This window comes from Methylobacterium sp. Leaf87 (genome assembly GCF_001422775.1).
Taxonomy (GTDB): Bacteria; Pseudomonadota; Alphaproteobacteria; order Rhizobiales; family Beijerinckiaceae; genus Methylobacterium.
Window position 1 is genome coordinate 88,007 of sequence record NZ_LMMI01000007.1, and the last position, 13,215, is coordinate 101,221.

Below are 13,215 nucleotides of genomic sequence, written 5' to 3' on the forward strand. Positions count from 1 at the left end.
GCGGGAGGCGTCGGCTCGGGGGGCGGCCGGCGCTCGGAAGGCGCAGCGGTCGGCGCCCGTTCAGGCCGCCGAGCGACGCAGTTCGAGGTCGGCACCGAACCCCCGAACGGGTGTCTCGGCGACGGTCCGGTCCCGGGCCACGAGAATACGGCTGGCGCCGGATGCTTCTGCCAGGGCGAAGAGATGAACGAGTTCGGCATCGTCCGCCTCCCGGTTCGAAGCGATCACCACCGTGTCCATGGCGCCGCCCACCGCCGACAGAAGCGCCTGGGCCGCTTCGGTCTCCGCTCCGTGAAGGCGGCAGAGCACCCAATCGTAGGCTTGCGCCAGGGCATCGAGGGCAATCTCCAAGGCTTCCGGCTCCTCGCTCAGCACGTCGATGTCGAGGAAGCCGCGCTGGACCCTGTCGAGGCGCGACCCGGGAATTCGCTGGATCACATCGAGAAAAGCCGCTTCGCCGGCGACGAGGTCCGTGAGGCCGGCATCCTCGGGGCCACAGGCTGGGCCATTCAGATCGAGCACCACGGTGCGCGCACCGACCGCAAGGGCTTCGGCCAGGGTACCCGCCAGGGTTCCGGCGGGGTCACCCATGCCGCCGTCCTGGGTTTCCACCGGATCCAGGGTTTCCGCAAAGAGGACCCGGCCGCCGATTCCCGCGTACGCATCCTCACTCAGGCGCGCCACGAGCCCGTCGAGCGCAAACCGGCCGGGCGCCGGAGTGACTGCAGGAACGGGCGCGGCGGCGGGAACGACCGATGCCGAGGCGACCATGGGCTCGAAGGAAGTCGCGGTGGTGACGCCGTGGCGGGCCAATGCCGGCGACGCCTCCGGGAAGGTGAAGCGCGACGATGCGGAGCCGGACGGCTCGCCCACATCGGCTTCGGCCTTGGTCTCAGCATCCGCATCCGCGCGCTTGCGCCGGATATCATCGGGATCCGTGAGAAGATGGCGGGCGATGACGCCGCCCATCGAAAACAGAAGAGCCATGATCACAGCCAGCGTGATGACCGGCAGCTTCTTGGGGAAGGAGGGAGTTTCCGGCACCACGGCGCGCGAAACGATGCGGGCGTCGGCGGGGGTCGCGCTCTCGGCGTCGCGAGCGGAGGCTTCGCGGTAGCGGGACAGGTAGGATTCGAGCTGCTCACGCTGCGCCTTGGCCTCGCGCTCGAGGGCCCGCAGTTGAACCTCGCTCGAATTGCCCTTCCAGACGACATCGCGCTGGGCATCGACGGTCGCACTCAGACTTTCGACGCGGGCCTCGGCGATCCGGGCGTCGTTCTCCATGGTCCGGACGATGCGCTCGGCGGTGGCCTTGATCTGCGTGTCGAGGTCGGCGATCTGCGCCGTCAGTTCCTTGATGCGCGGGTGGGCCGGCAGGAGCGTGCGGGCCTCCAGGGCAAGCTGGCCGCGCAGGGTGATGCGCTGCTCCACCGTGCGGCGGATAATTTCGTTGTTGGCGACATCCGGGATCTCGAAGGCACGACCGTCCTTGATCATTTCCTTGATCAGTTTGGCCCGTCCGGCGAGATCGGCCTTGACGGTGCGGGCCTGCGATAGCTGCGTCGAGAGTTCGCCGAGTTGTTGCGCGCTCAGCGGCTGGCTCGCCGTACCGCCTCCGATGAGGCCGTTGCGGGCACGATACGCCTCGACCTTCGCCTCGGCTTCGGCGACGCGGGTTCGCAGGGTCTCGATGTTGCCGCCGAGCCAGGTCGAGGCGTAGCGGGCGGTATCGGTCTTCGCGGCCTCCAGAGAGGTGATATAGAGTTCGGCGATGGTGTTGGCGGCCTGCGCGGCGAGTTCCGGATCCTTTGCGCGGAACTCGACCGTGAGGATCCGCGACTTCCCCGCCGGATAAACCAGGAGTCGGTCGAAATAGGCTTCGAGCACCCGATCCTCGGGCGCCCGTTCCAGGGGGTTCTTGGCGAGGCCGATCATCATGAGAAGACGCTGAACCGGGCCGATGCCGGCCACCTCCGGATCGAACTCGGCGTTGCCCACGAGTTTGAGCCGGCGAATCGCCTCGCGAGCGAGATCGCGGGACATCACCACCTGGACCTGACTGGCGACGGCCTGCTCGTCGATGGGCGCCACCTGCTCGCCCCGCTCCTGGGTCGAGCGCGTGAAGGCTGCCTCCCGGCTCTCGAGGAGAAGCTTCGCCTCGCCGGTGTAGCGCGGCGGCACAACCTGTACGAACGCGATGGCACCGAGCCCCGCGACCACCGTCGGGACGGCGATCCAACGCCAGGAGCGGCGCAGAAGGCTAGCGAGCTGGGCGAGCCCGAGGCCGTCCCCGGCCCTGTGCAGGACCGACGGACCGGCAAAGTTCGGCGATGAGCGAGGCATGGATCGATCTTTACGCTCGTGCGAGGCAGCGGCCGTAGGCCGGCCTTCGTCGCATCAGGCAATCATATTAAGGTTGATCACGCGTTAAGACCGGGCAGTCCCGGCACAGAACCACCGGGCAGGAGCCCGGATCAGCATTCCTTAACCATATGCCCCTAGGGATCGAGACCAGAATTCATGGTCATGGCGGCATTGGTGATGAACCGACGCACACTTCTTCTCACTCTCTCGTCCAGCTTCGCGCTGGGCGGCTGCCTGCGTCCGGACTTCCGGACGGAACAGCTCGACGCCACGACGACGGGCTCGATCGGTGCGCGCTATACCCTGTCGGCGGGCGACCGCCTGCGGGTGATCGTCTTCGGGCAGGACAACCTATCCAACATCTATGCCGTCGATGGGGACGGCAGTATCGCGATGCCCCTCATCGGCCTCGTCAAGGTTGGCGGTCAGTCCACGGCGCAGGCCGCCCGTACCGTCGAGGCCAAGCTCGCGTCCGGCTTCGTGCGTGAGCCGCACGTCACCGTGGAGGTCGATGCCTACCGCCCATTCTACATCCTGGGCGAAGTCACGAACTCCGGCCAATACCCTTACGTCAACGGCATGGCCGTGGAGACGGCCGTGGCCATCGCCGCGGGATTCGGCCCGCGGGCGGCGCGCGACTACGCTGTCCTGACCCGTGAGGGTCGTGGCGGCCTCGTCTCGGGCATCGTGCCGATGACCTACCCGGTTCGCCCGGGCGACACCATTGTGGTCAAGGAGCGCTTCTTCTGAGGCATCCGCGCGAAACGGCGCCTTTAAGCCTTGCGTAACCGCAAGTCGAAGTTGGAGCATGTGACCGGGATGCTCTTAATGTTCCCGCCATCCCGCTGACGACAGGATCACGGCCATCCGGGCGCCGCCGCCCACCGGTTGCCGCGTGGAGAATCCGATCGTGAGTGCGTCCGCTTCCATTTCGAACGCATCTCGTTCCGCCACCCTGGCCGAAGGCCCGTCACCCACCTCTCACCGCATCATCCACGTTTTCCGAGCCCCCGTGGGGGGCCTGTTCCGCCACGTGGTCGATCTCGCCCGACTGCAGGCAGCGGCCGGTCATCAGGTCGGCATCGTCTGCGATGCGAACACCGGTGGGGATCGGGCGGCCCAGGCCTTCGCAGCACTCGCGCCCAGCCTGGCACTCGGGATCGTTCGGGTGCCGATGCACCGGAATCCCCATCCCTCCGACCTGACGGCTCTGCGCGTCCTCGCCGAGCGGGCCAGGATCACGGGGGCTACGGTGCTGCACGGCCATGGAGCCAAGGGCGGCGTCTACGCGCGGGCGGCGAGGGTCGCCGGACCCAATCCGATTCGGGCCTATACGCCCCATGGGGGCAGCTACAACTACAAGCCCGGCACGATCCGGCACAGGCTCTACATGGGCATCGAGCGCCTTCTGGCCCTGCGGACGGATCTGTTCCTGTTCGAGAGCGAGTACGTCGCCGGGCGCCACCGCGCTCATGCGGGTACGGCCCGCTTGACCCGGATCGTCCACAATGGGATCTGCGAATCCGAGTTCCTGCCCGTCGCGCCCGCGGCAGATCCCTACGATCTGCTCTATATCGGCGAATTGCGGGATGCCAAGGGTGTGCCCTTTCTCCTCGAAGCCTTGGCGAGTTTGCGAGAAGAGGGCCGGAACTTACGCCTGCTGATGGTGGGCTCCGGTCCCGATGCCGACCTCCTGGCCGCCCGTGTCCGGGCCATGGGACTCGGCGACGCCGTCGCGTTCGAGGCGCCTCAGCCCATCCGTGCCGTGTTGGCGCGGGGCAGGATCATGGTGGTGCCGTCCCTGGCCGAATCCCTGCCCTACGTGGTGCTCGAAGCGGCTGCGGCCCAGCACCCCCTGGTGGCGACGAATGTCGGCGGGATTCCCGAAATCTTCGGGGCGGCTGCGTCCCACCTCGTCCCTCCCCGGGATGCGGGCGCTCTCAAGGACGCCATCGTCCGGGTGCTCGACGAAGCCCCCGATGCCCGCGCGGCGCGGTTCGCCGATCTCGGTGCCTCGGTCCAGGTGCGCTTCTCGATGAAGCGCATGGGCGCCGATGTCCTGTCGGGCTATGCCGCCGCCTTCCGAGCCCGTGTCAAAGCCGAGCCCGCCGCCGCGCATGCGGGACAGGCGATCTGATCCGGAGCCCGTACCACCGGGGCCGTTAAACGTTCCGTGAGGCCTTCCTGACAGAGTGGATCATCGTCGTGGTGACGCGACGTTGACCGAAGTCCGGAAGCCCTGACGATGAGTGCCTTCGACGTCCGCGACCTTTTGGAAGCCGCGGCCCGACCGTTTCCCGCTTCCGAACAGGAAGCTTCTCTGCCGAGCGGCTCGAGCGCGATCCCCCCGGCCGAGGCCACGGCTCGGCCGGCACCGGCCTTCTCGCCCGTCGTGCTGACGGGCTGTGTGCGGATCGCGGAGTTCGCCCTCATCGGTGTCACGGGTCTGGCCACGCAATGGCTCCAGCTCGCGGGCGTCGTTCCGCTCGGTCCGCGTTACGCCACGGCGATCCTCGGCATCGCCACGGTCGCGGTGATCCTCTTCCAAGTCATGGGGCTCTACGGCATCGGGGCCTTGCGCGGCTTCCTGAAGCCGGCCTTGCGCCTCGTGGCCGCCTGGACGCTCGTTCTCCTCGTCGTGGCGACCGTGATGGTGTTTGCCAAGGTCGCCGACCATTACTCGCGCGTCTGGCTGGGCACCGTCTTCGTCGCGGGCCTCGGCCTGCTCCTGCTGGGCCGCTTCATCCTGTCCCGGATCATCGGTGCCCAGACGCGGCGTGGCCGGTTCGACCGGCGCACGGCCATCGTGGGYGGCGGGCCCGTGGCCGAGGACCTGATCCGCGCCCTCGACGCCCAGGCCGAGTCCGGCATCCGCATCGTCGGCGTGTTCGACGACCGCGGCGACCGGCGCTCCGACACCGTCGTGGCGGGGNGGCGGGCCCGTGGCCGAGGACCTGATCCGCGCCCTCGACGCCCAGGCCGAGTCCGGCATCCGCATCGTCGGCGTGTTCGACGACCGCGGCGACCGGCGCTCCGACACCGTGGTGGCGGGGTACCCCAAGCTCGGCACCGTCGACGACCTCGTCGCCTATGCCCGCACCACCCGCCTCGACCTCGTCATCTTCACCATCCCCATCACCGCCGAGGACCGCATCCTCCAGATGCTGGCCAAGCTTTGGGTCCTGCCCATCGACATCCGCCTCTCGGCCCAGGCCTCGAAGCTGCGCCTGCGCCCGCGCGCCTACTCCTACCTCGGCACGGTGCCGGTGCTCGACGTGTTCGACAAGCCGATGGCCGACTGGGACATCATCGCCAAGAGCGTGTTCGACCGCCTCGTCGGNGGGTACCCCAAGCTCGGCACCGTCGACGACCTCGTCGCCTATGCCCGCACCACCCGCCTCGACCTCGTCATCTTTACCATCCCCATCACCGCCGAGGACCGCATCCTCCAGATGCTGGCCAAGCTCTGGGTCCTGCCCATCGACATCCGCCTCTCGGCCCAGGCCTCGAAACTGCGCCTGCGCCCGCGCGCCTACTCCTACCTCGGCACGGTGCCGGTGCTCGACGTGTTCGACAAGCCGATGGCCGACTGGGACATCATCGCCAAGAGCGTGTTCGACCGCCTCGTCGGYCTCGCCATGCTGGTGGCGCTCRGCCCGGTGATGCTCGGCGTGGCCTTGGCCGTCGCCCTCACCTCGCCCGGTCCGGTCCTGTTCCGGCAGAAGCGCTACGGCTTCAACAACGAACTCATCGAGGTCTACAAGTTCCGCTCGATGTACGTGACCCAGAGCGATGCGGGAGCCGCCAAGCTGGTGACGCGCAACGACCCGCGGGTGACGCCGGTGGGCCGCTTCATCCGCCGGACGTCCCTGGACGAGTTGCCGCAGCTGTTCAACGTGATCAAGGGCGAGTTGTCCCTCGTCGGACCACGGCCCCATGCGTTATTTCGCCCGCCACAAGGTCAAGCCGGGGATCACCGGCTGGGCGCAGGTCAACGGCTGGCGTGGCGAGACCGACACCAGCGACAAGATCCAGCGCMGGGTCGAACACGACCTGCACTATATCGAAAACTGGTCGGTCCTGTTCGACATCAAGATCATGCTCGCGACACCTCTGTCGCTGTTCCGGACCCAGAACGCATATTGATCCGCACGCCCGGATCGAAGACGCCCTTTCGGGGGCGAACGATCGGGGCGGGAGCGACGGCATGACAACGAACGCAGGGACGGCTCGACAGCTCGATGCGCTGGGACGCGGCGATCTCGGCGGCATCCGTGAACTACGCCTGTCAGGCGGCCTCACGGAGTTTCCGCGCGATCTCTTCGGTCTCGCCGACAGCCTGGAAATTCTCGACCTCGGCGCCGGCTCCTTGACCCGCTTGCCCGACGATCTGGGGCGATTGACCAAGCTTCGAGTGCTGTTCTGCTCCGGCAATCCCTTCGACCGGCTGCCGCCCGCGCTCGGTGACTGCCCGGCCCTCAGCCAGATCGGCTTTCGCGGCTGCGGCCTGAGGGAGGTTCCCGGCGAGGCCCTGCCGCCGCTCCTGCGTTGGCTGACCCTGACGGACAACCGGATCGCCCGCCTGCCCGACGCCATCGGGCAACGGCGAGGGTTGCAGAAGCTGATGCTGTCGGGAAACCGACTCACCGCCCTGCCCGAAAGTCTCGCGGACGCCGCACACCTCCAATTGCTCAGGCTCTCCGCCAACGCGCTGGATGCTCTGCCGGCTTGGCTCGCAGCGCTGCCGTCCCTGGCTTGGCCGACCTGGGCCGGCAACCCGTTGGAAGGCGGCCCCCTACCGGCGGATGACAGAAGAATCCCGTGGTCCGACCTCGCGGTCGGCGAACGTCTCGGCGAGGGCGCATCGGGACAGGTCTTCGCGGCCCTGTGGAAACGCGACGGAATCGAAGCCGGCGAGTCTGTCACCTCGAACAAGCCTTCCACCTCGAACAATCCTGCCACCCCGAACACGCCCGTCGCCCTGAAGATGTTCAAGGGCGCCATGACCAGCGACGGGTTGCCGGACCGCGAGATGGAGGCATGCCTCGCAGCGGGGCCGCACCCGAACCTCACCGGGGGCCTCGGCCGCCTCGTCGATCATCCGGAAGGAGCGCAAGGACTCATCATGCCGCGCCTGCCCGGTGATTGGCGGGTGCTGGCCGGGCCGCCGAGCCTGGAAAGCTGTAGCCGCGACGTCTACGAGCCTGGCCTGAGCTTCGACGAGGAGGTGGTCCGTGCCATCGCCCGGAGCATCGCGACGGCGGCGTGCCATCTGCACGCGGGCGGCCTCCTGCACGGCGATCTCTACGCTCACAACATTCTGTGGGACGGGACGATGGGCGAAGCCGTCCTGAGCGATTTCGGCGCCGCCTGCCGTCTGCCGCCCGGCGATGCCGGCGCGTCCCTTCGGCGGATCGAGGTGCGGGCTTGGGGAATTCTACTCGGCGAGCTGCTGGCCTGCTGCTCCGCCCCCTTGCCGGACCTCGTCGCCCTCGCGGAAGCCTGCACGCAGCCCGAGGTGATGCGAAGGCCCCTCATGGCCGAGGTCGTCATGGCCCTCGCCTGATATGCGAAGAGGGCCGCTCCCGACCGGGAACGACCCTCTCTGACACGAGCCGGAGACGGAAGGGCTACGGCAAGGCGCCGGCCTTCTCCTTCACCTGGGTCATGGTATCCTCACATCCCTTGGTATCGCCGGCCTTGTCCTGAGCACGCGCTTTCTTGATCAGGTCGCGCGCCTCGGCGACGCCACCGGCGCTCGCCTTGGTCGAGGGATCGGTGGGCTTGCCGGCCGGGGGCTTGTCGAGGGCCTTGTCCGAGTTGGATGTCGTCGGACCACCGGCCGGCTCCTTGCCGGTCACCTTCTCCGCACCGGTGCTGTCGAGACGCCGCTCGATGGTGGCGATCTGATCGGTACAGGAGGAGGCGAGGACAGGCCCGGCAGAACCGAGCATCAGGAGGGCGGCCGGCAGAACGTAGCGAATCTGCATCAATTATTTCCTTGAGGGACGGCCGCCCCTGAGGAACGGCTTACTGCAACAGCGTCGCAAGAGAAGCGCCGGCGGGCGAAGCGAGTTCCTTGGCATCGATGGTGCCCTCGGCATCCGGGTCTGCGGCCTTAAAGCGCGCAGCCACCACGGCGAGGTATTCCTTCTTGTCGAGGGTGCCGTCGCTGTCCGGATCGGCGGCCTTCAGCTCGGCAGCGGTGAGGCGGCCGTTCAGCTCCTTGGCGTCGAGGGTGCCGTCCTTGTCCGGGTCGAGCATGTCGAACTGCTTCGCAGCAGCGGCCTGAGCCTCCTTGAGATCGATGGTGCCATCCTTGTCGGGATCGAACGCCGCGACGCTGGCCGGGGCGGCGAAGGCGGGGGCGGCGACACCGAGGCCGAGGGCGGCGAACAGAAGGGCGGCAGCGGACAAACGCGACGTCATCATAAGAAGTCTCCTAAAATCAGGACGCAGAACGAAACCGTTCTCCGAGGTCGAGGGCGGATCTGGTCTCGGGGTACCGGAGCCCCCCGCGGCGAGCTACGCCGTCTCGCCGAATTGCCTAATTGACCCGGGAGAATCTGGCAATACCCACTGGGACTTTTCCCTGATTCGGAACCTGGAGCCCGGCCAGCGGGTGCCCGCATCGAAGCGGGCCATCGCGCAGGCCGAAACGCAAACGGCGCGGCTCCGAGGAAGCCGCGCCGAATGCCGAGCGAGAAGACCGGTCCCCGCGCCTCGCCGGCACGGCGAGCAGGGGGCGGACCGGTCCTGGAGATCAGAGGCGTGCCTGGGAGATCAGAGGCGTGCCTGGATCTTGCGGGCGATCTCGCCCAGGCGCTGCTCCAGGAGGGTCGGAACCTCGCAGACATAGGTCAGGGACTGGCTGCGCTCCTGGAAGATGCGCCGGTCCCAGGCGAACTTGGTCTCCAATTCGGACGCTTCCTTGGGCATGTCGCGCGCGTCCTGCGCGCTCGGACCGTCCTTCGTCGCGCTGATCTTGTCGGCCTCGTCGCGAATGCGTTCGGCCATGCGGCGCTGTCCCTGGGCGTAGCGGCCAATACCGGCGATGACCTTGTTGCGCTCGCCGTTGAGGACCTCGAACACCCCGGCGAAGACCCGGGTCAGACGCTTGCCCTTCTCCGCTCCGGCGGTCTCGCCGAAGGCGTCGAGGAGCGGATCGACCTCGTTGAGCGGCGTCCGGCGCGAGGCGATCTTCTGCGCGAGTTGCGCCGCCTCGAAATCGTCGCCCCAGGCGCCGGCCTCGGCGAGATCCGGCCCGGTCCAAACCGTGCCGGGGCTGAGGGTGGAGACCTTGCGCTGGACGCAGGGCCAATCGGGATCGCCCTTGGGCTGGGCGAGGGCCGGTCCGGCCAGCAGACCGAGGGCGAGGAGCGAGAGGGTGCAAGAACGGATCATGGAGCGGATCATGCGGGGTCTCCGGCCGGGCCACCGCGCCGGGCCATGATGCCACGGCCGGGATCGTAGGCGACGACGGCGAGGGTGAAGAAGGCAAGGGTCGTCCCGAGGACGACCGCGCAGGCGACGGGTGCGAACTGCCCGTAGAGGGCGAAGCGCACGAGCTGCACCGCATGGGTGAAGGGGTTCGCCATGCAGATGAGGTAGAGGGTCTCGGAGGATTCGCGGATGCGCCAGAGCGGGTAGAGGGCCGAGGAGGCGAAGAACATCGGGAAGATCACGAAGTTCATCACGCTGGCGAAATTCTCGAGCTGCTTGACCATCGACGACAGCAGCAAGCCGATGGAGCCGAGCATGAGCCCCGCCGCGATGAAGGCGGGCAGGGCCGCGACGTAGCCGATGGTCGGAATGTCGAGTTCCCAGAACCAGGCGATGGCCAGAAACGCGTAAGCCTGCACCACCGAGACGGTGACGCCGGCGATCAGCTTGGCGAGCAACAGCAGCCAGCGCGGATAGGGGCTGGTAAGCAGCACCTTCATCGAGCCGACCTCGCGGTCGTAAACCATCGACAAGGACGATTGCATGCCGTTGAACAACTGGATCATCACGGCGAGACCCGGCACCACGTAGACCTCGTAGAGCACGTAGGTCTGGTAGGGCGGCTCGATGGAGACGCCGAGCGTGTTGCGGAACCCCGCTGCGAAAATGAACAGCCACACCAGGGGCCGCACCAAGGCGGAGAAGAACCGCTCCTTCTGATTGAAGAACCGCAGCAGCTCGCGCCGAACGATACCGCCGAGGCAGATGAGGTAGCCGACGGCGTCGAGGCGTCCGAGATGAGTCACGGGTTTGTCGACGGGGGTCGGTGCGAGGATCTTGCTCATGCAGCCTGCTTGGCGGGTTCGGCGACGAGGCGGCGGAAGGCGGCTTCCAGGGACTCGGTCCCCTGGGCGATGGAGCCGGCGGTGCCGCGTGCGACGATGCGGCCCTTGTGCAGGACGATGGCGGCGTCGCCTGCTTCGATCTCCTCGAAAATGTGGGTCGCCCACAGGACCGACAGGCCCTCCTCGCGCACCAGCGCCCGCACGATGGCGACGATGTCGGCCCGCGATTCGAGGTCGAGGCCGACGGTGGGCTCGTCGAGCAGAAGCAGGCGCGGACCGTGGATGAGGGAGCGGGCGATCTCGATGCGCCGGGACTGGCCGCCCGACAGGGTCCGGACCTTGTCGTCGCGCCGATCAAGGAGCCCGACGCGGGTGAGCAGCGTCTGGATCCGTTCCTTGGCCGCCCTGCGGGTCATGCCGTGGAGACTCGCATGGTAGAGGAGGTTCTGCGCCACCGTGAGGTCGGTATCCAGGGTGCGGGCCTGGAACACCACACCGAGGCGGGCGAGCGCCCGGCTCGGCTCCCGGTCGAGGGCATGGCCGAGGATCGAGACCCGTCCGTCCTGGTTGGCGTAGAGCCGCGTGATCACCGAGAACAATGTCGTCTTGCCGGCTCCGTTGGGGCCGAGGAGGGCGGTGAACCGGCCGCGAACGACGCTGAGGGACACGTCGGACAGGGCCGCGCGGGAGCCGAAACGATGGCTCACGTTCGCGACCTCGAGGGCGGTGCTCTCCGTCACGAGGTCGGCGCTCAAGGCTTCAGGGCCCGGCGGGCGTCGCCGACGGCGTCGAGGCACTCGTCGAACTCGCCCTCGCCCAGCTCGCGCTCGGCGACTCGGAGCGCCTTCTTGAGCTTGCCCTGGAGGGGTTCGGCCGGGTTCTTGCCGAACTCCATCCGGATCATGCCGATGCCGTCCGTGCAGGCGGTCCTGTCGTCGGCGAGCGCCGGGCTCGCCAGGGCGACGGCGGCGAGGGCGAGGAGGGGCAAGCGCATGAACATCCCCTACTTCACGATGAACTTGCCGGTCATGCCCTTGGACTCCAGTCCATGGACTGACCAGGGGTATTCGCCCGGCTTGATCGTCACGAACTCGATGGCGATCTCGCCCGGATCGTCGAATTCGAGGTGGTCCGGCGGACCGCTGCCGTGGATCTCGAGGTGCTGGATGACGATCTGGTTGAACCAGATGTTGCGGAAGAACTCGGTGGCGTAGAACTTGTACTCTTGCCGGCCCTTGGCGACGATGCGCAGGCGGTAGGCCTTGCCGGATTCGAGCTCGATCTCCCGGTTCTCGACGACGTAATCGTTGCCCTCCTCGTTGCCGAGGACGAGATCGGGCAGGTTCGACCGCTTCTTGGTGAGATCGACGGCGGAGGCAGGTCCGGCCATCATCCAGGCCGCGAGCCCGAGGGCCGCCGCACGCATCATTCGCTTCATCACGTCCGCGGATCCTCCCGTTTGCCGCCCCATGGCGTTTGCCTCCCCACGCCGGGAAGGGCGAACGCACCCCAAAAGATCAGTTCGGTGAGACCGCGACGCCCCACGGCAGCAATCCCACCGGAATGCTCTTCACCACCTTCTCGGCGGCCACATCCACCACCGAGATGTCGTTCGACGAGCCGTTGGTGGAGAACAGCAGCTTCTGGTCGGGGGTGAAGGCGAGCTGCCAAACGCGCTGGCCGACGGGGAGGTACTTCTCCACCGTGTGGGTCTTGGCATCGATGACCGCGATGCGGTTGGCGGGGCCCAGCGCCACGAAGGCCTTCGAGCCGTCCTTGGTGATGCGGATGCCCACGGGCTGGATCGCCTCGTCGTTCACGCTCGGGATCTTGAAGGTGATCTTCTTGACCACGCGGCGCGCGGCGACATCGATGATGCTCACCGTGCCGCCGACCTCGGCCGAGACCCAGAGGAACTTCCCGTCTGCGGTGAACTCGGCGAAGCGGGGGCGGGCATCCACAAGCACGTTGTCGATCACCTGGAACGTGGTGGTGTCGATGAAGTGGGCCATGTTGGTGGTCTCGGAGGTGTTGACCAGGATTTTCCCATCGGGCGACAGGCCCATCCCCTCCGGCTCGACGCCCACGGGCACCTCGGCCATGACCTTGTTCTTCTCGACGTCGATCACAGTGACCTGGCTGTCGTCCTCGTTGGCGACGTAGAGCAGGTTCCCCGTCGGCCCCAGGATGAACTGCTCCGGATCGGGCCCCGAGCGGAGCGAGCGCACCACCTTGCCGGTGGCAGTGTCGAGGACGTCGATGCGGTCGTCGTCGCTGGCGCAGACGAAGAGTTCCTTGCCGTCCTTGCTGGTGGTGACGCCGCGGGGGCGCCGGCCGACCTTCCAGGTGCCCGTCACCGCCAGGGTCTCGCTGTCGATGACGCTGACCGAGTTGCCCTTCTCGTTGGTCACGTAGACGGTGTAGGCGCTGGCCGAACCGGTCCCGGCGAGAGTCGTGGCGGCGAGGAGCGCCCATGCCAAGACCGATCCCGACGCGTTCGCCTTGAAGCCGCGGCTCATCCTGTGTCCTCCTCGCGCCCACCGCTGTCTCGCGCGCGGTTGGG

12 protein-coding genes and 2 pseudogenes are annotated in these 13,215 nt (G+C 67.6%); 5 read left to right on the forward strand and 9 right to left on the reverse strand.

All coding sequences use genetic code 11. The annotated features are described in order from the left end of the window. Positions 1 to 60 precede the first annotated feature (60 nt). Entirely contained in the window at positions 61 to 2,343 is a 2,283-nt protein-coding gene (locus ASF22_RS06320; RefSeq protein WP_056262529.1) for a GumC family protein, read from the reverse strand. A gap of 198 nt (positions 2,344 to 2,541) precedes the next feature. Here ASF22_RS06320 and ASF22_RS06325 point away from each other — a divergent pair, with 198 nt between their 5' ends. The 5 genes and pseudogenes from ASF22_RS06325 (at position 2,542) to ASF22_RS06345 (ending at position 7,930) form a co-directional block, all read left to right on the forward strand. Continuing rightward, positions 2,542 to 3,114 carry a polysaccharide biosynthesis/export family protein gene (locus ASF22_RS06325; RefSeq protein ID WP_056171477.1) on the forward strand — a complete coding sequence of 191 codons (573 nt, stop codon included), beginning with the start codon at positions 2,542 to 2,544 and terminating at the stop codon, positions 3,112 to 3,114. 178 nt (positions 3,115 to 3,292) lie between these two features. Then, complete coding sequence (locus ASF22_RS06330) at positions 3,293 to 4,501, forward strand: glycosyltransferase family 4 protein (RefSeq protein WP_244474214.1); 1,209 nt, start codon at positions 3,293 to 3,295, stop codon at positions 4,499 to 4,501. A gap of 108 nt (positions 4,502 to 4,609) precedes the next feature. Then, positions 4,610 to 5,296, forward strand: a pseudogene (locus tag ASF22_RS22840) (undecaprenyl-phosphate glucose phosphotransferase); the annotation flags it as partial. Between the two features lie 409 nt (positions 5,297 to 5,705). Then, positions 5,706 to 6,510 (forward strand): annotated as a pseudogene (locus ASF22_RS06340) (exopolysaccharide biosynthesis polyprenyl glycosylphosphotransferase); the annotation flags it as partial. A 61-nt stretch (positions 6,511 to 6,571) separates the two neighbouring features. Then, a complete protein-coding gene (locus tag ASF22_RS06345) occupies positions 6,572 to 7,930 on the forward strand; it encodes a leucine-rich repeat-containing protein kinase family protein (protein ID WP_056262536.1) in 1,359 nt (452 codons plus the stop codon). Positions 7,931 to 7,994: 64 nt separating this feature from the next. On the opposite strand, the gene ASF22_RS06350 is transcribed toward ASF22_RS06345, so the two are convergent. The 8 genes from ASF22_RS06350 to ASF22_RS06385 form a co-directional block, all read right to left on the reverse strand. Next, positions 7,995 to 8,354: a hypothetical protein gene (locus ASF22_RS06350; protein WP_056262539.1), complete on the reverse strand. Its 360-nt coding sequence runs from the start codon at positions 8,352 to 8,354 to the stop codon at positions 7,995 to 7,997. Positions 8,355 to 8,394: 40 nt separating this feature from the next. Further along, entirely contained in the window at positions 8,395 to 8,793 is a 399-nt protein-coding gene (locus ASF22_RS06355) for a calcium-binding protein (protein WP_056168372.1), read from the reverse strand. A 354-nt stretch (positions 8,794 to 9,147) separates the two neighbouring features. Then, a complete protein-coding gene (locus tag ASF22_RS06360; RefSeq protein ID WP_056168376.1) occupies positions 9,148 to 9,768 on the reverse strand; it encodes a hypothetical protein in 621 nt (206 codons plus the stop codon). Between the two features lie 8 nt (positions 9,769 to 9,776). Then, positions 9,777 to 10,652, reverse strand: a complete 876-nt coding sequence (locus tag ASF22_RS06365) for an ABC transporter permease (protein WP_056262542.1) — start codon at positions 10,650 to 10,652, stop codon at positions 9,777 to 9,779. Beyond that, entirely contained in the window at positions 10,649 to 11,407 is a 759-nt protein-coding gene (locus ASF22_RS06370) for an ABC transporter ATP-binding protein (protein WP_056262544.1), read from the reverse strand. The genes ASF22_RS06365 and ASF22_RS06370 overlap by 4 nt, the downstream gene beginning before the upstream one ends. Continuing rightward, positions 11,404 to 11,646 (reverse strand): hypothetical protein, encoded by a 243-nt coding sequence (locus tag ASF22_RS06375; protein WP_056262707.1) that lies wholly within the window; start codon positions 11,644 to 11,646, stop codon positions 11,404 to 11,406. The genes ASF22_RS06370 and ASF22_RS06375 overlap by 4 nt, the downstream gene beginning before the upstream one ends. Positions 11,647 to 11,655: 9 nt before the next feature. Beyond that, on the reverse strand, positions 11,656 to 12,090 hold the full coding sequence (locus tag ASF22_RS06380; RefSeq protein WP_056262548.1) for a hypothetical protein: 435 nt from the start codon (positions 12,088 to 12,090) through the stop codon (positions 11,656 to 11,658). 79 nt (positions 12,091 to 12,169) lie between these two features. Further along, positions 12,170 to 13,171, reverse strand: coding sequence for a YVTN family beta-propeller repeat protein (locus ASF22_RS06385; RefSeq protein ID WP_056168152.1), 1,002 nt, complete (start codon positions 13,169 to 13,171; stop codon positions 12,170 to 12,172). Between the last annotated feature and the right edge of the window lie 44 nt (positions 13,172 to 13,215).